At 67.0% G+C, this 26026-nt stretch carries 21 protein-coding genes; 13 read left to right on the forward strand and 8 right to left on the reverse strand.

Features of this window, described 5'->3' with window-relative positions:
* Positions 1 to 10 precede the first annotated feature (10 nt).
* The gene (locus G452_RS0115520) at positions 11 to 2041 is read left to right on the forward strand and encodes a TonB-dependent receptor plug domain-containing protein (RefSeq protein WP_022663182.1); all 2031 of its coding nucleotides are present in this window, start codon (positions 11 to 13) and stop codon (positions 2039 to 2041) included.
* Positions 2042 to 2109: 68 nt separating this feature from the next.
* Here the strand turns inward: G452_RS0115520 and G452_RS0115525 are convergent, their stop codons facing one another.
* Genes G452_RS0115525 through G452_RS20845 form a run of 4 tightly spaced genes read right to left on the reverse strand, consistent with a single transcriptional unit; the run spans position 2110 to position 6071 of the window.
* Complete coding sequence (locus tag G452_RS0115525; protein WP_022663183.1) at positions 2110 to 2847, reverse strand: energy transducer TonB; 738 nt, start codon at positions 2845 to 2847, stop codon at positions 2110 to 2112.
* A gap of 1 nt (position 2848) precedes the next feature.
* On the reverse strand, positions 2849 to 3268 hold the full coding sequence (locus G452_RS0115530) for an ExbD/TolR family protein (RefSeq protein WP_022663184.1): 420 nt from the start codon (positions 3266 to 3268) through the stop codon (positions 2849 to 2851).
* Positions 3265 to 3954, reverse strand: a complete 690-nt coding sequence (locus G452_RS20840; protein WP_022663185.1) for a MotA/TolQ/ExbB proton channel family protein — start codon at positions 3952 to 3954, stop codon at positions 3265 to 3267. The genes G452_RS0115530 and G452_RS20840 overlap by 4 nt, the downstream gene beginning before the upstream one ends.
* Positions 3951 to 6071, reverse strand: a complete 2121-nt coding sequence (locus G452_RS20845; RefSeq protein WP_022663186.1) for a DUF3450 family protein — start codon at positions 6069 to 6071, stop codon at positions 3951 to 3953. The genes G452_RS20840 and G452_RS20845 overlap by 4 nt, the downstream gene beginning before the upstream one ends.
* A gap of 415 nt (positions 6072 to 6486) precedes the next feature.
* Between G452_RS20845 and G452_RS19910 the strand changes: the two genes are divergently transcribed.
* The 6 genes from G452_RS19910 (at position 6487) to G452_RS0115570 (ending at position 12969) form a co-directional block, all read left to right on the forward strand.
* Positions 6487 to 8508, forward strand: coding sequence for a TonB-dependent receptor (locus G452_RS19910; protein ID WP_022663187.1), 2022 nt, complete (start codon positions 6487 to 6489; stop codon positions 8506 to 8508).
* Between the two features lie 70 nt (positions 8509 to 8578).
* Entirely contained in the window at positions 8579 to 9688 is a 1110-nt protein-coding gene (locus G452_RS0115550; RefSeq protein ID WP_022663188.1) for a class I SAM-dependent methyltransferase, read from the forward strand.
* A 15-nt stretch (positions 9689 to 9703) separates the two neighbouring features.
* Positions 9704 to 10615 (forward strand): metal ABC transporter substrate-binding protein, encoded by a 912-nt coding sequence (locus tag G452_RS0115555; protein ID WP_022663189.1) that lies wholly within the window; start codon positions 9704 to 9706, stop codon positions 10613 to 10615.
* An 8-nt stretch (positions 10616 to 10623) separates the two neighbouring features.
* Entirely contained in the window at positions 10624 to 11406 is a 783-nt protein-coding gene (locus tag G452_RS19915; RefSeq protein WP_022663190.1) for a metal ABC transporter ATP-binding protein, read from the forward strand.
* Positions 11407 to 11443: 37 nt separating this feature from the next.
* Positions 11444 to 12352, forward strand: coding sequence for a metal ABC transporter permease (locus G452_RS19920; protein ID WP_022663191.1), 909 nt, complete (start codon positions 11444 to 11446; stop codon positions 12350 to 12352).
* Between the two features lie 5 nt (positions 12353 to 12357).
* A complete protein-coding gene (locus G452_RS0115570; RefSeq protein ID WP_022663192.1) occupies positions 12358 to 12969 on the forward strand; it encodes a class I SAM-dependent methyltransferase in 612 nt (203 codons plus the stop codon).
* Between the two features lie 14 nt (positions 12970 to 12983).
* Here the strand turns inward: G452_RS0115570 and rlmN are convergent, their stop codons facing one another.
* Complete coding sequence (rlmN, locus tag G452_RS0115575) at positions 12984 to 14027, reverse strand: 23S rRNA (adenine(2503)-C(2))-methyltransferase RlmN (protein ID WP_022663193.1); 1044 nt, start codon at positions 14025 to 14027, stop codon at positions 12984 to 12986.
* A 303-nt stretch (positions 14028 to 14330) separates the two neighbouring features.
* Between rlmN and G452_RS0115580 the strand changes: the two genes are divergently transcribed.
* From G452_RS0115580 to dapF, 5 genes are all read left to right on the forward strand, one after another.
* Entirely contained in the window at positions 14331 to 15674 is a 1344-nt protein-coding gene (locus G452_RS0115580; protein WP_022663194.1) for a hypothetical protein, read from the forward strand.
* A gap of 20 nt (positions 15675 to 15694) precedes the next feature.
* Complete coding sequence (locus G452_RS0115585) at positions 15695 to 17134, forward strand: ATP-binding protein (RefSeq protein ID WP_022663195.1); 1440 nt, start codon at positions 15695 to 15697, stop codon at positions 17132 to 17134.
* A 46-nt stretch (positions 17135 to 17180) separates the two neighbouring features.
* Positions 17181 to 18554 carry a sigma-54-dependent transcriptional regulator gene (locus tag G452_RS0115590; protein ID WP_022663196.1) on the forward strand — a complete coding sequence of 458 codons (1374 nt, stop codon included), beginning with the start codon at positions 17181 to 17183 and terminating at the stop codon, positions 18552 to 18554.
* 78 nt (positions 18555 to 18632) lie between these two features.
* A complete protein-coding gene (locus G452_RS0115595) occupies positions 18633 to 21521 on the forward strand; it encodes a DEAD/DEAH box helicase (protein ID WP_022663197.1) in 2889 nt (962 codons plus the stop codon).
* A 199-nt stretch (positions 21522 to 21720) separates the two neighbouring features.
* Positions 21721 to 22575, forward strand: a complete 855-nt coding sequence (gene dapF, locus G452_RS0115600; protein WP_022663198.1) for a diaminopimelate epimerase — start codon at positions 21721 to 21723, stop codon at positions 22573 to 22575.
* 100 nt (positions 22576 to 22675) lie between these two features.
* Here dapF and G452_RS0115605 read toward each other — a convergent pair whose 3' ends face one another.
* From G452_RS0115605 to G452_RS0115615, 3 genes are all read right to left on the reverse strand, one after another.
* Complete coding sequence (locus G452_RS0115605; RefSeq protein WP_022663199.1) at positions 22676 to 23200, reverse strand: MerR family transcriptional regulator; 525 nt, start codon at positions 23198 to 23200, stop codon at positions 22676 to 22678.
* A 44-nt stretch (positions 23201 to 23244) separates the two neighbouring features.
* Complete coding sequence (locus tag G452_RS0115610) at positions 23245 to 23715, reverse strand: SRPBCC family protein (RefSeq protein WP_022663200.1); 471 nt, start codon at positions 23713 to 23715, stop codon at positions 23245 to 23247.
* Positions 23716 to 23831: 116 nt separating this feature from the next.
* Positions 23832 to 24470: a LysE family translocator gene (locus G452_RS0115615; protein ID WP_022663201.1), complete on the reverse strand. Its 639-nt coding sequence runs from the start codon at positions 24468 to 24470 to the stop codon at positions 23832 to 23834.
* A 216-nt stretch (positions 24471 to 24686) separates the two neighbouring features.
* On the opposite strand from G452_RS0115615, the gene G452_RS0115620 reads away from it, so the two are divergent.
* The gene (locus G452_RS0115620; RefSeq protein WP_022663202.1) at positions 24687 to 25859 is read left to right on the forward strand and encodes a pyridoxal phosphate-dependent aminotransferase; all 1173 of its coding nucleotides are present in this window, start codon (positions 24687 to 24689) and stop codon (positions 25857 to 25859) included.
* Positions 25860 to 26026: the final 167 nt, after the last annotated feature.

A 26026-nucleotide genomic window follows, 5' to 3' on the forward strand; every position in this document is an offset into this window, starting at 1 on the left:
GGAGGCGAACGTGAAAACGCTCAAAACGTACGCCGTGCTGACGCCCCTGCTGCTCGCGCTGGTCCTTTCGCCCCTTGGGGCGCGAAGCGCGCGGGCCGCTGCGGCAAAGGCCGAGGCGGATTCATCGGAAGAGGTGCTCGACGCCGTGGTCATCACGGCCCGGGGATACGGGCAGCCCCAATCCGCCACTCCCGGCGGGGTCGGGGTCGTGGACGAGCGGGAGATTCAGGAGAGCATGCCCCTCGGAGTCGCGGACGTGCTGGACCGCATTCCGGGCGTGGACATCTCCACGGACTCGCCCTGGGGCGCGGAAACCGTGATCCGGGGCATGTCCCGCGACTCCGTGCTGGTGCTCATCGACGGTTGCCGCCTGAACGGAACCACGGACATCAACGGCCGCATGGGCCTGGTCAATCCCCAGGACGTGGAACGGGTCGAGGTTCTCAAAGGCCCCGTCAGCACGCTCTACGGCAGCGGCTCCACGGGCGGCGTGGTCAACATCGTGACCCGCGAGGGCCGGTTCGCCGAGCAGCCCGAACTGCATGGCGAGGTCTCGCTCGGCTACTCCAGCAATCCCCAGGGGCCGAATACGTACGGCAACGTCCGCTACGGCTCGGACGACCTCTGGATCTACGGCTCGCTGGGCTGGCGCGACCATGACAGCGCCTACAGCGGAGACGGGGACGTGATCCGCAACAGCGGATACATGGATCTCCAGGGCAAGGTCGCCCTGGGCTACGCCTGGGACGCCGAACACGAGACCACCATCCAGTATCAGCATGCGGACGTGGACGACGTGGGCATTCCGGGCACGGGCTCCGCGCCCCTGCCGGCCACGGCGGATGTGAGCCTGAAATCCAACGATCGGACCTTCGTGCAGCTGCGCCAGTCCTACCGGCCCGAACACGGCGCGCTGGACGAATCCGTGCTCACGCTCTCCTACCAGTCCATCGTGCGCGACCCCGCGATCATGAACGCGAGCACGGGCAGCATCCTTCAGGATCCCTACGCCGAGCACGAGACCCTGGCCCTGAACTGGCGCAACGTCTTCGACCTCGGCGAGCACCGGCTCACCGCGGGCATCGACGCCTGGAACTGGTACATGACCGGCGACCGCTGGAGCGCGGCGGGCGTGTACGCCAAGCCCGTGCCGGACACGAACACCTTTTCGGGCGGACTCTTCGTCGAGGACGACTGGAAGTTCGCTCCGGCCTGGACGCTGAACCTGGGCCTGCGCACGGACGGCGTGCTCATTGAAAACGAGGAAACCGCCACGGTCAAGGCCGGGTACAAGAACGACCTGGACTGGGGCGCGCACGCGGGCCTGACCTGGGCCTTCGCGCCCCGCTGGAGCGCCACGGCCCTGGCGGCCGCCAGCTACCGCACTCCGAACATGCTGGAACTGTACAAGAACATCACCCTGGGCGGCGGCGTGAGCGAGGTGGGCAACCCGGAGCTGCATTCGGAGAAGTCCCGCTACGGCGAGCTGGGCCTGCACTACACCGGCTCGGAGCTGCGCGCTTCGGCCGCGGCCTTTCTCAACCTCGTGGACGATCTGATCACCAGCGAAGAGGTCAGCGCAACGCTCTACCGCATGGCCAACACCTCACAGGCGCGCCTTTCCGGCCTGGAGGGCAGCCTGGAATGGCGTTTCGCCCCGGCCTGGACCGCGTACGGCAACGTCTCCTGGACCGAGGGCCGCAACGAGGATACGGGCGAATGGCTGCGCTTCGTGGCCCCGCTGAACGGCCTGATCGGACTGCGCTACGACCTGGATTCGGGATTCTGGTGGGCGCTGGAGTCCCGCTGGGCCGCGGAGCAGCATCAGGTGCCCGAAGGCGCGCTGAAGACCGACTCCTGGGCCATCGTCAACGCCCGCTGCGGCTACGGCTTCGAGGCCTTGGGGCTGGGGAACGAATTGACCCTGGCCGTGACCAACCTCCTGGACACGCAGTACCGCAACCATCTGGCCACCTCGCGCGGGGTGGAGCTTTACGCTCCGGGCATCGGGCTGGAAGCGAACTGGCGGGTGCGGTTCTAAGGCCGGAGGAAAATCAGGAACATCCTACGGGGCGGCGGAAACGCCGTCCCGTTTTCGTTTCGGCGGCGTCAGCGCTCCAGGCGGAACCGCAGCGGCAGACGCACCCAGGTGCGCACGGGCTCTCCGTGGCGCAGCCCCGGGCGAAAGCGCCAAAGCGCCACGGCCCGGATCGCGTTCTCCTCGAACACGCCGGGCGGGTCCGCCTGCAAGACTTGAATTCTGCTCACGCTGCCGTCCCGCTCCACCAGGAAGCGGAGCAGCACCGTGCCCGTGACCCCCTTGCGCCGGGCCTCGCGCGGATATTCCGGAGCCGGGCCGTGGCGGACGCCCGGAGCGCTGTCCACCTCGCCGAGCTCGAAGGCCGTCTCCCCCGAAGCCGTGTTCGCGGAGGCATCGCCGTGCGCGGACCGGGAAGCCTCGTCCGCTGATTCCTCATGCGCCGGGGCCGGTTCGGCTTCTACGGAATCCGATCGCTTTGGTTCGGGCCGCTCGGAAAGACGCAGAGCCGACAGAGAGGGGTCGGGCATGGCCGGGGCCGGTTCGGGTTGCGGCACGGGCTCCGGCTTCGCAGGAGTGATCGGTTCCGGCTGCTGCGGCGTTTCAGGCGGGGCGGAAGGAAACGCGGCTTGGACGCTCCGCTCCATGGAGGCGTCCCAATACAGGGTCCGCGCGCCGATCGGTTCCGGGACCGCGACCGGCTGCCGCATCCCCGGCAGAGGCACGGCCAAGAGCAGCAAGGCGGTGATGCCGATGCCTCCGAGCAGAGCCAGGAGCGCGCGACAGCAGCGGCCAAAGGCCCTTGCCACGCTATTCGCTCCTTTGCGCCGCGATGCCCACGTTCCGGGCCCCGGCAAGACGGCACTGGTCGATGACCCGGATCACGTCATCGGTGCGGCTGGCGCGGTCCGCCACCACGAGCACGCCCCCGTCCGGCGAGACGGCCAGGAAAGCGGCCACCCTGGCCCGCACGGCGCGCAGGTCGATGGACGCGCCTTCCACGAACACGCGGCCCTCGGCCGTGACCCCGACCTGGAGCAGGGGCCGCTGTTCCTGCTCGGCCGTGGCCGCTTCGGGTCGCTGCACGTCCACGCCCGCTTCGCGGGTGAAGGAGGCCGTGACGATGAAGAAGATCAGCAGGATGAAGACCATGTCGATGAGCGGGGCCATGTTGATGTCCACCCCGCCCCGGGCGGCCCTGCCTGTGCGCACGTAGCGGAAGCAGCTCATGCGGCCTCCTGTCCGGTCCGGGCCAGGGCCGCGCAGAAACGCCCCACCCGCGCCTGGAAGGTCTGGGCGCGGCGGCGCAGGAAACGCCCGGCAAAGAGCGCGGGGATGGCCACGAGCAGGCCGGTCTGGGTGCTCACCAGGGCCTCGGAAATGCCGCCCGAAAGGATGCGCGGGGAAGCCGCGCCATATGCGGCCAGGGCGTCGAACGCGCCGATCATGCCGCTGACCGTGCCGAGCAGGCCGAGCAGCGGGGCCGTGGCCGCGAAGACAAGGATGGTGCCCACGCCACGCTCGGCCTCGTCCCCATAGCGGTGGGCGAGCCGGTGCAGGAGACGCTCGTCCAGGCCAGGGTCGCCGGTGCGGCGGCGCACGAACTCGCGGACCAGTTCGGCCTGCCAGCCGCCAACCTCCCTCTCTCCGTTTTTCATGCCGACTTCCGTGCCGACTTCCGTGCCGACTTCCATGCCGCAGGGCCTCAGGGCGTTTTCCGCATCGCCATCGGGAAGAAGCAGCCGCGCGGCCTCTTCGGAGGGACGCTCGCCCCGCCGCAAGGCTGCCAGTTGCCCGGCCTTGAGCAGCACCAGCGTCCAGGCCCAGACCGAGAGCGCGGCCAGGGGCCACATGACCAGCCCGCCCGAGGCGAAATAATCCGCGAGCCGCGCGGCCTGTTCCGCCAGCGCGCTCATTTTCCGCTCCCGCCGCCGAGCAGAATCACGCCGAAGGCCACGCTCTTTTCCTCCATGTCCGCGACCACGGCGTCCACGCGCCGCTCCAGGAAGTGATGCAGGAGCAGGATCGGGATGGCCACGGCCAGCCCCAGCTGGGTCGTTACCAGGGCCTCGGAGATGCCCCCGGACATGAGCTTGGGGTCGGCATTGCCGAAGAGCGTCATGGTCGTGAAGGTGTTGATCATGCCCGTGACCGTTCCGAGCAGGCCGAGCAGCGGAGCCGTGGCTCCGAGCACGGACAGGGTCGGCAGGAAGCGCTCCAGACGGGGCACCTCCTTGAGAATCGCGTCGTGAAAGACGTTTTCCAGCACGTCGCGCGGGGCTCCGGCGTGGCGAAGGCCCGCGTCGAGCACCCGGCAGGAAGGCGCGTTCGCCGTGACGCGGCAGAGTTCGCCGCATTCGCCGATGCGGCCCGCGCGCAGCAGGTCTTCGAGATCATGCAGGGTCTGCGCCGATGCGGGGCGCTGGCGCAGCAGCACTGCGAGCCGCTCCAGGCCGATGAGCAGCCCGGCGGCCCCCACCAGCAAGATCGGCCAGACCAGGAAGCCGCCCGCGCGCAGTCGGTTCCAGAGTCCGGTCTTTTCAGCGTCCGCCGCAAACCAGTCCCCGCCGGAAATGTCCAGGGGCAGAACCGCGCTGAAGTGCGCTTCCTGGCCCGGCTGCCCGTGGCGGCCCGCACTGGCGGCGAAGTCCAGCAGGTTCCGGGAGGCGGCCCGTGAAAGCTCCGCATCCGAAACGGACCAACGCCCGCCTTCCAGAACGCGAAGCCCGGCAACACGCTCTCCGGACAGGACGTAGGCCGCGTTCGCGCCCACCAGGAGCACGTCGGCCCGCTGCTGCGCGCCGTCCCGGCCCAGGACCGGAGCCCGCACCAGCCGAACCGTTCCGGAATCGCGCATCCGACCCAGCAGGGCCTCGCCCAGGGCACGAAGCTCTTCGGGACCGGGCGGAACGGAGGCGTCGAGGATGGCCCTGCAGGCCGCGAGATCGTCAGGACGCGCCGGGGCCAGGGGCGAGCGAAGCAGCAGGCGTTCCGCGTCGCGTGCCGCGTCGTGGGCCACGGCCTCGATGCTGTCGAGTTCGGGAAACGCGGCAGCCAATCCGGCGCGCGCTTGCCGCAGTCGGAGCGTGAGTTCGTCGCGGCGTGCATCGAGTTCGGCGAGCCGTGCCGCGACTGCGCTGGTCCGGGAACGGAGAGCGTCGGGATTGAGGTCGGCCGCAGGGGCCGCATCCTCAAGAATAGCTTCGGCCCGCAGGGTGTGTTCGCCCTCGGCGACAAGGTCGGGCAGGACCGTTTCCACTCCGGGAGCACCCCGTGCGCTTGAAAGCGGGAGCGCGGGCAGGAGCACGGGGCCGGGCAGCCTGCGGCGCGCGGTCATGTCCAGGGCCGCACGCACCGCGTCCCGCGCATCCTGGTCCAACCTGATCCACTCGCCGTGCGGACCGAGGGTCCAGGCCCGTTCCCGGTCGCGGGAAAGAAAGAATTCGGCCAGGCGTCCCACGCGCAGGGATTCGCCCTGGGTCTCGCCTTCGGGCGTCCGCAGCACGGTTTGTCCGGAGGCGATCTCTTCGCCGTACTGCGCCTCGACCTGCAAGGCCTCCAGAACGCGGCGCAGCTTTTCGGCCAGGGAGGTTCCCGCCTCCGGGCCGGGTGCAGTCTCGCGCTCGTCCTCCGACAGGGAGACATCGCTCAGCAGGGCGCCGAGGGCGGCCAGTCGGCGGGCGCGCTCCTCCTGGAGAAACGGCAGATCCCGCGCCACCGCGTCATGGAGTTGCCCACTCAGATCAAAGAGCAGGGCTTCCAAACGGTTTTTCGAATCGGCGCTCTGCGCAGCCAGCCTTTCGAGTTCCCGGAGTTCGCGCTCCAGGTCGCGCACGACCCGTTCCTGGGCGCGCGTCTGCCGGTCGAGGCGTTCGGCGAGCCGGAGGAGGTCCGGAGCCGTGGGAGGAGCTCCTTCCTCGGTCCGGGCCGCGTCCGTTTCCAGGCCCAAGGCAGGGGCGGCCAGAGTCGGGGCGCAGAAGATCAGGCCGAAGAGAAGCAGGGCGGCAGGAACCGCCGCGGGAAGCGCGCGCATGGTCACACCTGGTGCTGTTGAGTTTTGCCCGGAATCTTCCACAGAGTACAGGGAAGCTCAAGCACAAAATTGAAAATCATAACACGATTCAGATAAAACAGGTATGAAATCGAAGTGGATCATCGAGGGGCGGGGCGTATTCTCCGGCGGACCGCGTATGGTTGCTTCCCCAGGGTGTTGCGGGGCTGAAATCTACGCTGCGGGTGTGAGGCAAGGAATGTCCCGCAGCGGGAGGACGGGTGAGCTTGGAAGCGTATTCTTTTGTATACCAAGTGGATGGGGTTTACAGTCCTGCCGAATCTTGTTGCATGAAAAAAAATTTAGTGCTACGCAACACGCCACGAAGATGAATACGTGACATAATTCACATTGAACCTCATTCCCGCTTTCCGTGCGGCGACTCAAGGTGGAATCGATGGACGCCTCTTCCCGCGTGACACGCGTATCGGCCTGGCTGGCAGCCCTGCTGCTGCTCCTGTTTTCCCTCGCGCCCCTGGCCCTGGCCCAGGAGGGAGCCGCCCCGGACCCGGCCGCAAGCGCCGCGGACGCGGACGCTTCCAGTTCCGGGGATACGGACGCCGCGAAATCGAACGCCGGGAATCAGGACGAGGCCGTGCTTCCCGTGGTCGACGTGGTGGCCCGGCCCGTGATCGAGGGCAACGTGGTGGACCGCTTCGGCGCGACCACCACCGTGGTGACGCAGGAGCAGATCGAGGATCTCAACGCCGTGGACATGCCCGAGGCCCTGCGCCGGGTTCCGGGCGTGACCATCACCCGCCACAACCATGTGGGCTCCTTCGGCGGCGGCGAGGGCGGCGCGGTATTCATCCGGGGCATGGGCTCCAGCCGACCGGGCGCGGAGATCAAAACCTATCTGGACGGCGTGCCCATGTACATGGGCCCCTGGAACCACCCGCTCATGGACCTGCTGCCCGTGGACGCGGCCGAGAGCGTGGAAGTCATCAAGGGACCGCAGCCCCAGCGCTACGGCAACAACGTCTCGGCGATCAACATCGTGCCCAAGCGGCAGCATGCGGACGAGGAGGACTCCACCACCGTGAAGATGGCCGCCGGAAGCTACGGCACGGTGAGCCAGTCCGTGGAGCACGGCGGCAGCATGGAGGGCTTCGACTACTACGTGGGCGAGGGCTCCATCCGCTCCGACGGCCACCGCCAGGACTCCTGGGGCAGCAAGCTCGGCTACTACGCCAACCTCGGCTTCGAGCTGAACCCGAACTGGGATCTGCGCGTCCTGGCCCTGGGGACCATGAACCGCTCGGCCGACCCCGGCGCGGACACGGCCAAGGGCGAATCGGACGGCACCTACGGCACCAACGCGCAGTTGCTTTCCATGACCATTTCCCACCAGCACGACGCGCTGGACGGCGAGTTCAAGTTCTTCGTGAACACGGGCGAGGGAAACTGGAAGGACCAGACCCAGACCGCCAACGCGGACGACTGCTATAACGATTTCACCTTCTACGGCGCACGCCTCAAGGAGACCTGGCACCCCTGGCAGGGTACGGACCTGAGCCTGGGCCTGGACCAGGACTGGTGGCAGAGCGTGGTGCACAATACCTACGACGACGGCACCGAGGACTACATCCGGCCTGACGACTTCTCCCTGACCATGCCCTACGCCGCCGCCAGCCATCTCTTCGGCGACCGCAATGGCTGGTACGCGATTCCGTCGGCGGGCGTGCGCTTCTACGCGCACAACAAGTTCGACGGCGAGACCGCACCCAACCTCGGCCTGGTTCTCGGCTACGCCGATACCGAGGCCCATGTCTCGACCTCGCGCGGCGTTGTGTATCCCGGCCACGACGCCATCGTGCTCGGCTGGGGAAACTGGGAGGAACTGAAGCCCGAGACCGTGGAGCACTTGGAGGCAGGCCTCTCGCAGCGCTTCGGCCGCTTCGCCCAGGCGGACGCGACCTACTTCCACGACAAGGGCCGCAACCGCTACGTCTTCGGCGGAGCCTGGCCCAACTTCGTCTGGACCAACACCGAACATTACGACATCAGCGGCTGGGAATTCTCCCTGTCCGTCACGCCCGTGGAGTACTTCTCGGTCTTCGCCGGTCTGACGACCCAGGAGGCCACCCCCGAGGACATGCCCTACGTGCCGGAAACCACGATCAGCGGCGGCTTCTCCTGGCGCTTCCTGGAGCAGTTCACCCTGAACATGGACTGCCAGTACGTGGACGAAATGTACGTGCTCAAGCAGACTCGCCGCACGGGAAACACCAACACGGAGAAGGTGGATTCGCACTTCGTGACCAACGCCCGCATCGGCTGGGACTTCCAGTCCGAAATCATCGGCGGGGGCGAGCTCTACCTGGCCGTGGAGAACCTCTTTGACGAGCGCTACGCCTACAAGCCGGACTACACCATGCCCGGCATCAACGGCACCGTCGGCGTGAAGCTGACGTTCTGACCATCATCCGGGGCGCGGCCGGATCATCCTCCTGATCCTTCCTCTTGATCCGGCCCGCCCACGAGGCAGCATGCACGAATACGCCGCATTCCCCCACGAAAGCGCCCGCGAAGAGGCCGATCCGCTGCGCTCGGCTCCGGCTGCGCCGCCCGCCGGGCTCTACGCCCTGCTGCAAACGGCGTCGCTGGGATACAAGTCCTTCCTGGCGCTGCGGGCCGCCCTGGACGTGGGGCTCTTCGCCCATCTGGAGGAGCCGCAGGACGCGGACGCCCTTGCCGAACGCCTGGGCCTGGACCGCCGGATCCTGTCGCCGCTCTGCGGGCTGCTCGCCCAGTGGGGGCTGCTGGCAGAGGAGGACGGCAGGCTGCGCACCTCGGACGAAGCCCGGATATGGCTTGATCCGGACAGCCCCCTGCGGCAGCAGCCCGTGACCGAGAACATGGGCGAAACCTTCCGCCTCTGGGAGCGGCTCGACAGCGCGCTGATTCAGGGCCCGTTCGACCCGCAGCGGGCGGGCATCTTCGGCGGGGCCTTCCTCCCGGCCCTGGCCGCCGAGGCCCTCACAGGCGAGGTGCAGCGCACCGCCGACCTGGTGGCGGCCGCTCCGGGCTTCGAAGACCTGCGCGACCTGATCGACCTGGGCGGGGGGCACGGACTTTACTCCCTGGCGCTCTGCGCGCGCAGCCGAGAATTGCGGGCCGAGATCCTCGACCTGGAGGGCGTTCGCGACATGGCCGAGGCCAACATCGCCCGCTTCGGGGATGGTCGCGTGCGCTTCACCGCCGGGGACATCCGCAGCGCGTCCCTGGGCCGGGAACGGGACGCGGCGCTGCTCTTCTACAATCCCGGCGGCAAGCGGGCCGACCTGCTGGAACGCATCCGCGCCTGCCTGCGGCCCGGCGGACTGTTCGTGTCCAAGCACGTCTTCTACGCCCGGAACGAAGGCTCCAAGAGCCCGCTGGCGGACCTGGAGTGGAACCTGACCGCGTTTCCTGGGGTGCACAAGCAGGCCAACGTCTATCGATTCGACGGCGATCTCTGCACCGAGGAATACCTGGCCCTGCTGGAACGGCATTTCGAGATTCTCGCGGACCACGGGCCAGAGGCGTTCGCCGCGCCGGACCTGGGAAAGTTCGGGGACCGGCTTGACTCCCGACTGATCGTGGCCCGCAGACGCTGACCAAACGGAGGAACCATGCCTTGCAACGGATCATGCCGCGCCGTCCTTGGCGCGCTGTTTCTGCTGGCGACGCTGTGCGTCGCCTCGACTCCGGCCCGGGCCGCGAACGACGTCTGCGAAACATGCGGGGATCACGCCCCGCTCCGCATCCTGGCCGGAACCAGCATCGCGGCCGACATCGTGAGCGATCTGTGCGGCCCGGCGGCCGCGGTCCGGCTTCTGATTCCGGGCGGAGCCTGCCCGGGCCATTACGACCTGCGCCCCGGCGACCTGCGCTTTCTCGGCGGGGCCCAGCTGTTGGTTCTGGAATCCTTCCAGTCCGAGATGCCGAACATGCGCGACCTGATCCGAGCGGCGCGCAATGAACAGCTCCAAATTTTTGTGCTGCCCGAGGCCGAAAGCGCCATGCTGCCCGAAGCCCAGGAACGCCTGACCCTGGCCCTGGCCAAGGAGCTGGCCCGGCTGCGGCCAGAGCTGGCCTCCCGGCTGGAGCGGGCCACCGCAGAGCGGATCGCCCGCGTGCGCGAGGTGGCCGGAGAGCAGCGCGCCCGGCTCGAAAAGGCCGGAACGCCAGGAACGGTTGCGCTTTCATCGGCGCTCCAGGCCTCGTTCGCCCGCTGGGCCGGGCTGGACGTGGCCGCCACCTACGGAAGGCCTGAGGATCTGACCCCGGAGCGCTTCGGGGAGCTTCAGGACATCGGCGCGAAACGCGGCGCGAGGCTGGTGCTGGACAACGTCCAGAGCGGACCGGGCGCGGGGCGCGGGCTGGCCGAGACTCTGGGGGCGGGCCGGGCCGAGCTGACCTCCTTTCCGGGCGGGTTCCCGGACGCACCCGAAGGCCGGGAAGACAATGACGGACGCTGGGAGTCCGCTTTCATCGCCAACGTGAACCGCGTGCTGGCCGCCCTGGGGGGCGCGGGCTCGTGAGCGGCGCGATGCTGTCTTCCGGACCCGCCGTGGTCCTGCGCGGGGTGGCCGCGGCCTATGGCCGCCACGTAGCCATGCGCGACGTGAACCTGACCTTGGAGCGCGGCGAATTTCTCGGAGTCATCGGCCCCAACGGCGCCGGCAAGACCACCCTGCTCACGGTGCTCAACGGCCTGGGCCGCATCGTGGCGGGCGAGGCCGAGGTACTGGGCCTGCCCGTGACCGCGCGCACCGCCCGAAGCCTGCGGCGGCGCATCGGCTACGTGGCCCAGCTCCAGGATTTCGACCCCCTGCTGCCCATGACCGTGCGCGAGAGCGTGCTGACGGGCTGCTACGGCCGGGTGGGCCTGCTGCGGCGGGTGCCGGACGCGGCGCGGCGGCGCGCCGGGGAATTGCTGGAACTGGTCGGCCTGGACAGCCTGGCGCACCGCCCCCTGGGACATCTTTCCGGCGGGGAGCGCCAGCGCGCGGCCATTGCCCGCGCCCTGCTCCAGGAGCCGGAAATGCTGCTGCTGGACGAACCCACGGCCTCACTTGACTGGCAGGCCCAGCGCGGCATCCTCGGACTGATCCGCACCGTGCACGAACGGTTCGGACTGACCAGCCTGATCGTGACCCACGATTTGAACACCCTGCCCGACGTCTGCACGCGCATCGCCTGCATGAAGTCCGGACGGCTGGAGCGGGTGGACCTGCCCGAAAGGATCGCGGACCCGGAGCTGCTCGGCGCGCTCTACGGCACGCGAATCCGCGTCCTGCGCGAAGCCGGGCGCACGCACCTGCTCTACTGACGCCCGGCGAACACGCCGCAAACGAACGGGGAGACGCATGGACTGGGGATTTCTGGACTACGGCTTCATGCAGAAGGCCTATCTGGCCGGACTGCTCGGCGGCGCGTCCTGCGCGGCCACGGGCGTGCTCGTGGTGACCATGCGCATCACGGCCATCGGCATCTGCATGGCCCACGCAGCCTTTGCCGGGGCGCTGCTGGGCATCCTGCTCGGAGTGGACTGGCTGCTTCCAGCCTTCGCCTTCAGCCTGATTTCGGCCGGGCTGATCGGCCCGCTCTCGGACAGGGCGGACTTCGCCCCGGAAACCGTGGTGGGCATCGTCTTCTCCGCCATGCTCGGACTGGCCTTCCTGTTCCTGGGGCTCATGTCCGGGGCGCGCACCAGCGCGCTGAACCTCTTCTGGGGAAGCATCCTCACGGTGGAGCGCACGGACCTCACGCTCATGGCCCTGGTCTGCGTCCTGCTCCTGCTCGGCCTGACCCTGTTCTTCAAGGAAGTCCGCGCCGTTCTCTGCCATCGCGGCGTGGCCCTGGCCGTGGGCATTCCAGCCACGGCCATCTACTACGCCATGCTCATCTGCACCGGGCTCACGGTCACGGCCTCCCTGCGCAGCATCGGCGGCCTGCTGATCTACAGCCTGGTCATCAACCCGGCTGCGGCCGCATACCAGCTTTCCTACGACCTCAAGCGCATTTTTCTGCTGGCCGTGGTCTTCGGCGTGACCTCCTGCTGGGTGGGGCTGACCTGCTCCTGGTGGCTGGACGTGCCCTCGGGCGCGGTGATCGTGCTCATCTCCACGCTGCTCTTCGTCCTGGCCACGCTGCTTTCCCCGAAGAAGCGCTCCCTGTCCCGGCGGGAGCGTCTGGAAATCGGGTATTCCTCCGGAATCGAAGCCCGCAAGAACGACGCGGCCACGGCGCGCGCATCGCTGTCCGCAAAGGAGTGATGAATATGTATGATGGAAAGGCGGCCTTTTTCGATGCCCAGGCGGAAGCGCCCTGGGCCGACGGCGAATATGGACCCGAAGAGCGGGCCAAGCTGAAGCGTCTATTCGGGCTGCTGCCGGACCTGCGCGGCGCTGCCGTGCTGGAGCCGGGCTGCGGCACCGGCCGGCTGACCCGGGAACTTTCCGAGGCCGTGGGCGGCGAAGGCGCGGTGTTGGCCCTGGACATCAGCCCGCGCATGGTCGCCGTGGCCCGCAAGCGGCTGGGCGACAGCGGCAACGTTGAGCTGCGCGTGGCCGAGCTGGAGACCTGCGAGCTGTCCGGGCGGGTCTTCGACGCGGTCCTCTGCCACCAGGTCTTCCCCCACTTCAACGACCAGTCCCTGGCCCTGACGCGCATTGCCGGATTGCTGCGCTCTACGGGCCTGCTCGTGATCTCCCACTTCATCGGCCGGGAGCGCATCAACGACGTGCACCGCAAGGCCGGAACCGCCGTGGAGGCGGACCTGCTTCCCGAAGAGCCGGAGATGCGCGCCCTGCTGGAGGCGGCGGGCTTCGAGATCCTGCATTACGAAGACGAGGACGAGCGCTACCTGCTCTCCGCCCGGCTGCGGGGCTGAAGCCGCGCCGGAGACTACTTCCCCTTCCCCGCCTTGAGCTGGCCGCAGGCGGCCTTGATGTCCGCGCCCATGGAGCGGCGGATCGTGGCGGTCATGCCCTTGTCCCAGAGCAGCTTTTCGAAGCGGATGACCTGATCCGGGTCCGGGGAGCGGTAGGGGTCGTTCTCCGTGGCGTTGTAGGCGATGAGGTTGACCTTGCAGCGGCGCTGGCCGAGCAGCCTGGCCAGTTGCTTGGCGTGCTCCAGGGAGTCGTTGACCCCGCCGAGCAGCAGGTATTCGAAGGTGATGCGCTCGCGCGGGCGCAGGGGAAAGCGGTCGAGGCAGGCCAGCAGTTCGTCCAGCGGCACCCTGGCCGCCTTGGGCATGATCTGTTCGCGCAGCTCCTGGGTGGGCGCGTGCAGCGAGATGGCGGGCAGGGCCAGCTCGGACTTGCCGAGAATGTCGAGCTGCTTCGGCAGGCCCACGGTGGAAACCGTGGCGCGCCGCCAGGAAATCTTCAGGCCCAGGTTGTTGTTCATGGAGCGCAGCGCGTCCATGAGGTTGTCCAGGTTGTTCAGAGGCTCGCCCATGCCCATGAACACGAGGTTGCGCAGGTCGGCCAGGCCGTTGTCCGCGAGATAGCGGCGGCCCACGAGGATCTGGCCCAGGATTTCGCCGTGGGTCATGTTCCGCTCGAAGCCCATCAGCCCGGTGTTGCAGAAGGTGCAGGCCATGGCGCAGCCCACCTGCGTGGAAAGGCATTGGGTGTAGCGGCCCTGCACGCTGGGAATGAGCACGGTCTCGATGAGCCTGCCGTCCTCCAGGGAGAGCAGGAACTTGACCGTGCCGTCCTGGGAGCGTTGCAGGTCCACCACCTCGGGCCAGCGCACGTAGGAAATCAGGGGCAGGCGCATACGCAGGTCTTTGGAAAGGTTCGTCATTTCCTCGAAGCCGCGGGCGTCCTGCTGCCAGATCCAGCGCCAGATCTGCTGGGTGCGGAAACGCGGTTCGCCGAGGGTTTCCACGACGAACGCCTCAAGGCGGTCATAGGTAAGGTCGAGCAGGTTGATCTTGGTCATATGGCCGAACTTTGTGTCGCGCGGGCGCGGGTGTCAAGGCCGGGCATCGTTCTGCGGCCCCGCGCCCGGACGAGCGCGCGCTCGGAAAAGCCCGCCCGATAATAATGGACGCCAACCGCTTTCAATCAGACGATTTTTCCAGGACTTCCCGATCGTCCGCGAACAGGCGGCCGACGGACGTCACGCGAACGCCATCTCCCCAGTTGGAAAAATCCGGGATTTGTAGCATATAGGCGAGGGAAGCGCCGCTGCGCCAGACCCGACGCAGGCGCGACCGGGCCGAACAACAACCAGGAGGAAGCCATGACCGCCGACAGACTTGACTGGACCAATGCCGGGTTCGCCGACCTGGACGACGCGCAATACCGCGCGCGTGCGGGGGAGCTGGCCGAATTGCTCGGCTCGGAGGTTTCCGGAGGCAAGCTGCCCTTCCTGCGCATGGACTTCGTGCCGGAACTCCTGCCGGAGCTGGACGCGCTGATCCCCTGGCTGCGCGGCTTCGAGCACATGCTCCTGCTCGGCATCGGCGGCTCGGCCCTGGGCGCGCGCGCCTTGCAGAAGGCTTTTGCCCCCGGCCAGGACCAGCCCGGCCACAGCGGCCCCTGGCTCTGGATCGCGGACAACGTGGACGCGGGCTTCCTGGACGTCTGCATGGACAGGCTGCCCGCGGAGAAAACCGTGGTGGTCACGGTGTCCAAATCCGGCGGGACCATCGAGACCGTGGGCCAGTATTTCCTGATGCGCGACTGGATGCGCGCCCGGCTGGGCGACGCCTGGCAGGAGCACATGCTCCTGGTCACGGACGCCGAGGCCGGTTTTCTGCGCGGCGAGGCCCGCGAGCAGGGCATCCGCTCCCTGCCCGTGCCGGACAACCTCGGCGGGCGCTATTCGGTGCTCTCCGCCGTGGGCATGATTCCGGCGGCGTTCCTGGGGCTGGACTGCCGCGCGCTGATCGACGGCGCGCGCGAGGTGGCCGCCCCCCTGGCCAAGCCCGGCCTGACCGGGACCGCCCTGGCCGCGCACCCCGCCTTCGAGCTGGCGGTCTGGGCGCGTTCGCTCATGGACGCCGGGTTTGCCGAAATGATTTTTTTCACCTACATTCCGCCCATGGCTTCGTTCGGAGACTGGTTCGCCCAGCTCTGGGCCGAGAGCCTGGGCAAGCAGGGCAAGGGCAGCCAGCCCATCCCGGCGGTGGGGGTCACGGACCAGCACTCCGTGAACCAGATGTTCCTGGACGGCCCGCGCAACAAGGCCTGCATCTTCCTGACCAGTCCGAGCCAGCCCAGGGGGCCGAGATTCCCGGCGGACCTGCCGGAGAAGTTCGCCTATGTGCGCGGCAAGGATTTCGGCGAGCTGATCCACGCCGAAGGTCTGGGAACGCGCATGGCGCTGAGCAAGTGCGGCGTGCCCCTGGTGGAGGTCCGCCTGGACCGTCCGGACGCCCGCGCCGCCGGTAAGCTCATCGCGCTTTTGGGCGCGGCCACCCTGCTGACCGGCTGGCTCATGGGCATCAACCCCGTGGACCAGCCCGCCGTGGAGCTGGGCAAGCGGCTGGCCAAGGCGCGCCTCGGCGCGGACGGACTCGCGGACGAAAAGGCCGACCTGGACGCGTTTCTCGGCGCGCAACGGAACGAGCAGGAGTTCTAACCTATCAGGAGTTCTCGGGTTTGACCCCTTCAGCCATCAGCCGGGCCATGCCGCTGCAATTCGTCAAGGTGCTCTCCTGGAGCATCCTGCTGCTCATCCTGGCCTTCAACCTGGGACTCTCCTTCTTCATCTCCAACTACGCGGAAAACACGCTCCTGGAGAAGCAGAAGGAATTCAGCCTGCTACTGGCCGAGAACCTCAGCCACCAGATCTACACCCGCTTCACCCTGCCCACCCTCGTGGGCTACGGGCGCATCCGGCTGCGCAACGACGAGCAGTTCACCCGCCTGGACCAGACCGTGCGCACCACGATCCACAGCTTCCGCGTGGAGGAAGTGCGCATCTATTCCCTGGACCAGACCATTTCCTATTCGACCACCAAGGAATTCGTGGGCGACAAGGGCGAAAGCAGCAAATACCTGGACATCGCCCTCACGGACCAAGTCTACAGCTTCGACCTGCACAGCACCATCTCGCGCCTGGGCGCGCTGGTGCGCTTCAACATGCCGCCCGGCACCATGAAGCTCCAGACCTACTACCCGCTGCGCTCCGAGGAAAACCTCAGCGGCGGTCCCACGGGCCACCTCATGGGCGTGCTGGAATTCACCCAGGACATCACCCACGAATACGCCAAGGTCGTCAATTTCGAGCGCCTGGTCGTGGCCTCGGCCCTGGTCACCTCGCTGCTGCTCTTCTACGTGATCATGACCGTGCTGCGGCGCACCGAGCGGCTCAACGAGATCCGCCTGGAAGAAAAGGAACGCCTCGAACGCGAGCTGATGCAGCAGGAAAAGCTGGCGGGCATGGGCCGGATGGTGGCGGGCGTGGCCCACGAAATCCGCAACCCCCTGGGCATCATCCGCTCCACCTCCGAACATCTGCTGAAAAAGGCGCTCAAGGAGGAAAACCCCCAGAGCCGCCTCCTGGAGGCCATCCACGAGGAGTCGAAGCGTCTTTCCAAGGTGGTCACGGACTTCCTGGACTACGCGCGGCCCAAGCAGCCCGCCATGAACGACGTGGACGTGAGCCGCGTCGTCGAGCAGGTGGCCGTCTTCCTGGAGCACGAATGCTCGGAAAAGGGCGTGGTCATCGAACGGGACGTGCAGGATGGGCTCATGGTCCGGGGCGACAAGGACCAGCTCTACCGGGCCTTCTACAACATCGTGGCCAACTCCATCCAGGCCCTGAACGGGCCGGGCTCCATCACCATCAAGGCCGCCCACGAGGTGGACGTGGTCCACATGATCTTCATGGATTCCGGGCCGGGCTTCGCGCCGGAACACATGGACAAGCTCAAGGATCCCTTCTTCACCACCAAGGACACGGGCACGGGCCTGGGCCTGGCCATCGTGGGCAGCATTTTCGAAGGCCACGGCGCGGACTGGTCGCTCTCCTGCGGCATGGAAGGCGGCGCGCGCGTGGACGTGATCTTTCCCGTGCAGGAAACGGTCGCCAACTAATCGCAACCAACCGGGCCCCGCGCCCGGAACCACAGGGCATTTCGACATGAGCGCCAACATTCTTCTCCTGGATGACGAAAAAAACTACCTGCTGGTGCTGGAAAGCGTGCTCACGGACGAAGGCTACTCCGTGACCGCGCTCTCCAGCCCGGAAATGGGCCTCGCCTACCTCGACGACTCCGAAGTGGACGTCATCGTCACGGACATGAAGATGCCGGGCATGAGCGGCCAGGACGTGCTGGAACACGTCAAGCGCAACTACCCCTACATCCCCGTGCTGATCATGACCGCGTTCGGCTCCATCGAATCCGCGGTGGAGGCCATGCGCATCGGCGCCTTCGACTACATCACCAAGCCCTTCAACAACGAGGAGCTGCTCCTCTCCCTGGACAAGGCCGCGCGCTTCGCCCGCACCCAGCAGGAAAACCGCCGCCTGCGCCAGCAGATCCAGGAAAAGTTCGGCCCGAACAACATCATCGGCCGGGGCAAGGCCATGCAGGGCGTGCTGGAGATGGTCCACCGGGCCGGGCCGAGCAAGTCCACGGTGCTGATCACGGGCGAATCCGGCACGGGCAAGGAACTGGTGGCCCGCGCCATCCACAACGTCTCCCCGCGCAAGGACGCGCCGTTCATCTCCGTGAACTGCGCGGCGCTGAACCCCGGCGTGCTCGAAAGCGAACTCTTCGGCCACGAGAAAGGCTCCTTCACCGGAGCCACGGCCCTGCGCAAGGGCCGTTTCGAGAGCGCCAACACCGGCACCCTCTTCCTGGACGAGATCGGCGAAATCTCCATGGACACGCAGGTCAAGCTGCTGCGCGTGCTCCAGGAGCGCACCCTGGAGCGGGTGGGCGGCACCCAGCCCATCGAGGTGGACATCCGCGTGGTCGCCGCCACGAACAAGAACCTCCTGGAAGAGGTCCAGAACGGCAATTTCCGCGAAGACCTCTACTACCGCCTGAACGTGGTCAGCATCGAAATGCCGCCCCTGCGCGAGCGCCGCGAGGACATTCCCCTGCTGGCCGCCTTCTTCCTGGACAAGTACGCCAAGGAGAACGACAAGCCGGTCAAGAGCTTCTCCCCGGCGGCCATGGACTACATCTCCGGCTACGAGTGGCCGGGCAACGTGCGCCAGCTGGAAAACGTCATCGAGCGCTGCGTGGTCCTCGCCTCCCGCGAATTCATCGAGGCCGACGAACTGCCGCCGGAACTGCGCGACGAGGAAAGCCAGTTCAAGGGCGCGGTGGACATGCTCCCGGCCAAGCTCGACCTGCCCCAGACCCTGGAGCGCATCGAGGCCGCCCTGGTGCGCCGCGCCCTGGTGCGCAGCGATTTCGTGCAGGTCAAGGCGGCGGAACTGCTGAATATTTCCAAGAGCCTGCTGCAATACAAGATGAAAAAATACAAGCTCACGACAAAATAGGCCGCGCGGGCCGGACCTGTCCGCCGACGTTTACACCCGCCGCTCTTGCGGGCATCATGGCCCCACAGAGCTTGATGCATGGCCAACACCGTTTCCGAATATATCGACGCGCTGCTCGCGTCCGAACGCCTGGGCGGACAGGTGGCGCACCACCGCCTCCTGCCCGGCTTCGAGCCGCAGTTCGCCGAACCCCGGCGGCCCCTGCCCCGCGTGCTGCGCGAGCTGCTGGCCGCGCGCGGCCTGGACAGGCTCTACTCCCACCAGGCCCATGCCCTCGACCTGGCCCGGTCCGGCCGCAACGTGGTCGTGGCCACGCCCACGGCCAGCGGCAAGACCCTGACCTACAACCTGCCCGTGCTGGAGCAATGCCTGGCCGACCCGGCCTCCCGCGCGCTCTACCTCTTTCCGCTCAAGGCCCTGGCCCAGGACCAGCTCGCCGCGTTCAAGACCCTGACCGCAGCCCTGCCCGAAGGCGCGCACCGCCCGGACGCGGCCATCTATGACGGGGACACCACGCCCCACTTCCGGCGCAAGATCCGCGACAACCTGCCCAACGTGCTGCTGACCAACCCGGACATGCTCCACCTCGGCATGCTCCCGCACCACGAAAAATGGGCCGACCTCTTCGCCAACCTCACCCACGTGGTCGTGGACGAGGTGCACACCTACCGGGGCGTCATGGGCTCGCACATGGCCCTGGTGTTCCGCCGCCTGCTGCGCGTCTGCCGGGCCTGGGGCGCGAACCCGACCTTCATCTTCTGCTCGGCCACGGTGGGCAACCCCGCGGAGCTCTGCGAAATGCTCACCGGGCGCGAAGTCACGGCCGTGACCGAAAGCGGCGCGGGCGCGAGCCCCAGGCACATGGTCTTTCTCAATCCCCTGGACGGCACGGCCCAGGCCGTGATCATGCTCCTCCAGGCCGCCCTGGCCCGCGACCTGCGCACCATCGTCTACGCCCAGTCGCGCAAGCTCACCGAGCTCATCGCGCTCTGGGCGCAGGAGCGTTCCGGCCAGTACAAGGAACGCATCTCGGCCTACCGCGCGGGCTTCCTGCCCGAGGAGCGCCGCGAGATAGAGGGCCGCATGGCTTCCGGAGAGCTGCTGGCCGTGATCTCCACCAGCGCGCTCGAACTCGGCATCGACATCGGCGGCCTGGACCTCTGCATTCTCGCGGGCTACCCCGGCTCGGTCATGGCCACGCTCCAGCGCGGGGGCCGCGTGGGCCGCGCCGGGCGCGAATCCGCCGTGGCCCTGGTCGCGGGGGAGGACGCCCTGGACCAGCACTTCATGCGCCATCCCGAAGACTTTTTCTGCCGCGCGGCCGAGTCCGCCGTGCTCAACCCCTTCAACCCGGCCATCATGCACCGCCACCTGGAGTGCGCCGCCGCCGAGATGGAGATCAAGCCCGGCGAGCCGTTCCTGGACGAAGCCCCCATCCGCCGCGAGGTGGACAACCTCGTGGGCCGGGGCAGGCTCTTCGAGGTCGTCACCGACCGCGTGCAGCCCGGCGGCGGCGTGGAATCCCGCGTCACGGGCATCGTCTGCCCGCGCAAGCGCCCGCACCGCAACGTGGACCTGCGCGGGGCGGGCCGCTCCCTGCACATCGAGGACGCGGACACCCACACCGAGATCGGCACCGTGGACCAGCACCGCGCCTTCAAGGAGACGCATCCCGGCGCGGTCTACCTGCACCGGGGCGCGAGCTGGGTCGTGGACGACCTCGACCTGGAAACCTCCACGGTCCTGGCCCGGCAGCGCCGCGTCAGCTGGTACACCCGCACGCGCGGCTCCAAATCCACGGAGATTCTCGAAATCACCGGCGAGAAGACCGTGCTCGGCACGCGCCTGCACCTGGGCCGCCTGCGCGTCACAGAGGAAATCACCGGCTACGAGAAGCGCAGCGTGCGCGGGGGCAAGATGCTCGGCATCATCCCCCTGGACCTGCCGCCCCTGGTCTTCGAGACCGAGGGAATCTGGTTCCTCGTGCCGGACGAGATGCGCCGCCGCTGCGAGGACAACTATCTGCACTTCATGGGCGGCATCCACGCCCTGGAACACGCGGCCATCGGCATCCTGCCGCTGCTCGTGCTCACGGACCGCAACGACCTCGGCGGCATCTCCACGCCGTTTCACGCCCAGACCGCCGGACCCGCCGTGTTCATCTACGACGGCCTGCCCGGCGGCGCGGGACTGACCCGCCAGGCCTTCCACAAGGGCGAGGAGCTGTTCCGGGCCACGGCCCAGGCCGTGCGCGGCTGCGAATGCGAGCTGGGCTGCCCCAGCTGCGTGCACTCGCCCAAATGCGGCTCCGGCAACCGGCCCATCGACAAGGCCGCGGCCCTGTTCCTGCTCGATGAAATCCTCGGCGGCCAGGCCCCGCCGCCCGCCCCGCTCATTCCCAAACCAGAGGAGGAATCCATGCCCCTGCTCAATCCCGGACGCTTCGGCGTGCTCGACATCGAAACCCGCCGCTCCGCCGACGAAGTGGGCGGCTGGAACCGCTGCGACAAGATGGGCGTGTCCATCGCCGTGCTCTACGACTCCGGCGAGGACCGCTATTTCGACTACGAGGAACACCAGATCGGCGAACTCGTGGAACACCTCAAGCTCCTGGACCTGACCATCGGGTTCAACATCCTGCGCTTCGACTACAAGGTGCTCACCGGGCTGTCCTCCTTCCCGTTCCAGACCCTGCCCACCCTGGACCTGCTCGTGCACATCCACCAGCGCCTGGGCTACCGGGTCAAGCTGGACAACCTCGCCCAGGCCACGCTCAACGCGGCCAAGAGCGCGGACGGACTCCAGGCCCTGAAATGGTGGCAGGAGGGACGGCTCGACCTGATCACCGAATATTGCCGACAGGACGTGGCCGTGACCCGCGACCTGTACACGCACGGCAGGGACAACCGGCACGTCTTCTTCACGAACAAGGCCGGACAGAAAGTGCGCCTGCCCGTGGACTGGTAAGGCATAGCTCAAAAGAGCGCTCTGCCTTTTCCTGCGGCTCGGCACATCCTTGGCGGCGCGGTCCGGATGCGCGGCCAGCGCCGCAAACAGGAGTTCCAAGGGGCTGCGCGCCCTTGACCGCCGGTGGCGTTCCCCGGCCAACGAAGCTTGACGTATTTGTCAGACTCTGGAAAAACATCGGCAGACAAAGGAGATCAGCATGCGCCTGATGGGTCAGACCGTTCCCTTTTTCAAAATGCAGGGCTGCGGCAACGATTTCGTGGCCATCGACAATCGCGAAGTGCGCGTTCCCGAAAGCGTCATGTCCGCCTGGGCCAAGAAAGTCTGCGCGCGCGCCTTCGGCGTGGCCGCGGACGGCATTTTTTTTCTTGAGAACGCGCCAAAGGGTTCCGGCCTGGATTACCGCTGGCACTTCTACAACAACGACGGCTCGCGCGCCGAGATGTGCGGCAACGCCTCGCGCTGCGCGGCCAAGTTGGCCCACGCCGTGGGCCTGGCTCCGGAAGAGCACGTCTTCGGCACGGACGCCGGCCCCATCAAGGCCCAGGTCTTCACGGAAGGCGAAAACGCGGGGCTGGTCCGCGTGCAGCTTACCAAGCCGAAAAAGCTGACCCTGAACGCGGCGCTGCGCTTCAAGGACGACGAATTCACGGTCCATTCCGTGGATACGGGCGTGCCCCACGCCGTGGTGCTGGTGAAAAACGCCGCCGCAGTGGACGTGCAGACCATCGGTTCGGTGATCCGCTTCCACGAGCATTTTCAGCCCGCCGGAACCAACGTCAACTTCGTGCAGGTCACCGGCCCGGATTCGCTGATCTGCCGCACCTACGAGCGCGGCGTGGAAGCCGAGACCTACGCCTGCGGCACCGGGGCTGTGGCCTCCCAGGTCGTCGCCAACAGCCTGGGGCTGACTGGGCCGGAAGTCAAAGTGACCACGTCCGGGGGCGAAATTCTCGGCGTGATCCTCGAAGACGGCAAGCCGTACCTGCAAGGCGCGGCCACCCTCGTCTTCACCGGAACGCTGAATCTGGACGCGCTGGGATTGAGCCTCTAGGCTGGGGACTTCCGCAGCCGCATGCAAACGCATTTTGCCCCGGAAGCCGAGCGACGCATCGGCTTCCGGGGCGGCTGTTTTTCGGGCGCCGAGGTCCGGCTCACCCGGCCCTGGCGGACCAGGCGCGGATTCTCGCTCGCTCCTCTGCGGAAATGCAGAGCGTGCGCAAAAAACGTTCGTGCTGTTCCGGAGAGCTGCGCTCAAAGGTGCGGTGCCAGGCGTCCATGTCCTCCTCGCTGAACCCGGAGTCGGCGAGCAGGCGCACCCAGGCCTCCTTGTCCAGAACGCCGTCCTCCGGCAGCTTGCCGCTGCCGAGCAGCCGCAGAACCAGACGCTGCTGATCGCGCAGGGCGCGGATTTCCGCGGAAAGCTCCTCCAGGCGGGATTCCAGCGCCTGGGCCACGCGGTTGTGCGGCGCGTCGAGCACTTCCGCGATTTCCGCAAGGGGCATCCCGGCCGAACGGTAGGTCAGGATCTGTTCCAGCCGGGCCGCGTCCGCGTCGGAGTATTCGCGGTACTCCCCCGGCGCGTGCGCCGAGGGCCGGAGCAGCCCGATGCGGTCGTAGTAGAGCAGCGCGCTGCGCGAAAGCCCGTACCGTTTCGCCAATCTTCCCACCGTGTACATGAACGCCCCTCCTTCGAATCCGGCGCAGCCGCCCGGCCCAAAACTCACTCGGTACGCATGGTCCCGGTGGCCAGGTAATGGTTAAGCAGCGCCTCCAGCAGGTCTGCCTGGGCAGCGTATTTCGTCTCGGTCATCTCGGCAACCCGTTCGTTTCCCGCCTGATCCAATCCGGTGTAGGTGCGGGTCCAGACGCTTCGGCTCCCGCCGCAGGAAAGGTTTTCCAGGTCGATGGCGAGCCGGGTGAGGTGGTGCGGACCGGCGATGACGTACTCGATGCGCCGGGGCGGCTCGTAGCGCGAACAGGTCCAGGTCTGCGGTCCCTGGTCCGGAAATGCCGTGAGAAACACGCAGTCCAGCTCGGCCGCGCCGCTTGCGCTGTGGACCAAATCGCACCGCCAATGCGGGATCCATTCGTATTCAAGCACCGGGCAGAGCAGCGGAAAGACCTTTTCCGCAGGAGCCGGATGCAGCATGAGATTGCCTCGGACAACCCGTTCAGCCTTGAATGCAGTCATGTTTTTTCTCCTTGAATTGAATGCGGCGGACCGGAAACGGCACGCCAAAAGACCCGTCTGCGGGGTGAAGCCGTAGACGGGTCAAGGAGAAAATTCAGAAAAAATGAAATCGAAAATCAGCGTTCGGACACGGCCAGCCGCACCCCAAGCAGAAGAAAAAAGCCGCCCAGGCTGCGGTCCATCCAGCGGCAGAAGCGCGGATTTCGGCGCAGTCCCGTGGAAACGCGGTCGCCCATGAGCACGAAAAACGGCTCGATGCACGCCGCCACCGCGATGATCAGGCTGCCGTGCAGGAGCAGCTGCATGGGGGGGGAACCTGCGCCTTCCACCGTGAACTGGGGCAGAAAGGCGAGAAAAAAGATGGCCACCTTGGGATTGAAGAGGTCGATGAGCACGCCTTGCAGGAAAACCCGGCCGGGCCGGACCGGCTCCCCGTCCCGGGCCTGCGCCTGGAAGCCCCCGCGCGAGCGCAGCGCCTGGACGCCGAGCCAGAGCAGGTAGGCCGCGCCGAGGTATTTGACCACGGAAAACGCCGTGGCCGAGGCCGCGAGAATGGCGGAAAGCCCCACCGCCGCAAAAAGCACGTGGCAGAACGCGCCGCCCCAGACGCCGAGCATGGCCGCGAAACCGCAGACCCGGCCGCCGCGCACGGTATGCGCCAGAATGAAGCCGATGTCCGGACCGGGAGAAAGATTCAGCAATACCGCCGCCGTCAGAAACGTCAGCCAGTGCTGGAGGTCGTAAGCGAAGATCACGTTGCAGCTCCTGTTTCCCTCCGGGGTAGACAAGCACCGGGAGAAAGTAAAGAACCGCCCTCACGCAGGCGCCATTTGCTTCGTGCGGAGCGCAACTCCGGAAAAAGCATGCACATTTTTGTCAACATCCACGGAAAGCGTTTACTCCCGTACCGTTTTGCTCTACAACCTGCTTTCGGCAGAACTCCCGTTTTCTTGCAAGCATTGGGGGCATCCATGAAAATTTCCGAAAGAATCCGTCGATTGAAGCCGTCCGCAACCCTGACCATCAACGCCAAGACGCAGGAATTGCGCGCTTCCGGACGGGAAGTGGTCAGCCTGGCCGTGGGCGAGCCGGACTTCGGCACCCCGCAGCACGTCATCGACGCCGCGAAAAAAGCTCTGGACGACGGCAAAACCCGCTACACCCCGGTGCCCGGACTGCCCGATCTGCGCAAGGCCGCCGCTGGATATTTCGATCGTTTTTACGGCGCGAAAGCCGAAGCGGACAACGTCATCTGCACCGCCGGAGGCAAGCAGGCGCTCTACAACCTCTTCATGGCCCTGCTCGATCCCGGCGACGAAGTGCTGCTGCCCGGACCCTACTGGGTCAGCTACCCGGCCATGATCGACCTGGCCCAGGGCGTGACCAAGGTCGTGCCCGCCAGCGAAAACAACGGCTTTCTCGTGACCATCGACGACCTGGAAAAGCAGGTCACGGACAAGACGCGCATCCTCCTGCTGAACTCGCCGTCCAACCCCACGGGCGGCGCCTACTCGCAGGAACAGCTCGACGAACTGGCCGAGTGGGCGCTCTCCAAAAACATCTTCGTCATCTCCGACGAGGTCTACGACCGGCTCGTCTACGCCCCGGCCAAGTCCGCGTCCCTCTCGCCCTTCTGGCAGAAGCACCCGGAAAACGTGGCCGTGGTCAACGCCCTTTCCAAGAGCTTCTGCCTCACGGGCATGCGCGTGGGCTTCGCCCTGGCGCACCCCGACCTGGTCAAGGGCATGTCCAAGATCCAGGGCCAGTCCACCTCGAACATCAACTCCGTGACCCAGTACGCGGCCATGGCCGCCTTCGAAGGCTCCTGGGACATCCTCGACGAAATGAACACCGCCTTCGCCCGGCGGCGCGACTACATCCTCGACGTGCTCGGCTCCTGGCCCGGCGTGACCTGCCCCAAGCCCGACGGCGCGTTCTACGTCTTCCCGGTGCTGGCCTCGCTCTATAAGAACGGCATCACCGACTCCACCTCGCTCTGCACCAAGGTGCTCGAAGAGGCGGGCGTGGCGCTCGTGCCCGGTGCGGCCTTCGGCGACGACCGCTGCGTGCGCATCTCCTACGCGGTCAGCGACGACGTGCTCGCCCAGGCGCTCGACAAGATGGCCAAAGTGCTCGTGAAATAAACGGGATATCGTAATTTTTTTGGGGGAGGGGAAACCCTTTGAAAAGGGTTCTCCCCTCCCCCAAACCCCCACCCTAAATCTTTCGCCTCTCGCGGCTGCGCCGCTCGTCTGGACTCGTTCCAGCCTTCTGATCCTCGAAAACAGGCTTAGCCTGTTTCCGAGGATCA

It is taken from the genome of Paucidesulfovibrio longus DSM 6739 (genome assembly GCF_000420485.1).
GTDB classification, from domain to species: Bacteria; Desulfobacterota; Desulfovibrionia; order Desulfovibrionales; family Desulfovibrionaceae; genus Paucidesulfovibrio; species Paucidesulfovibrio longus.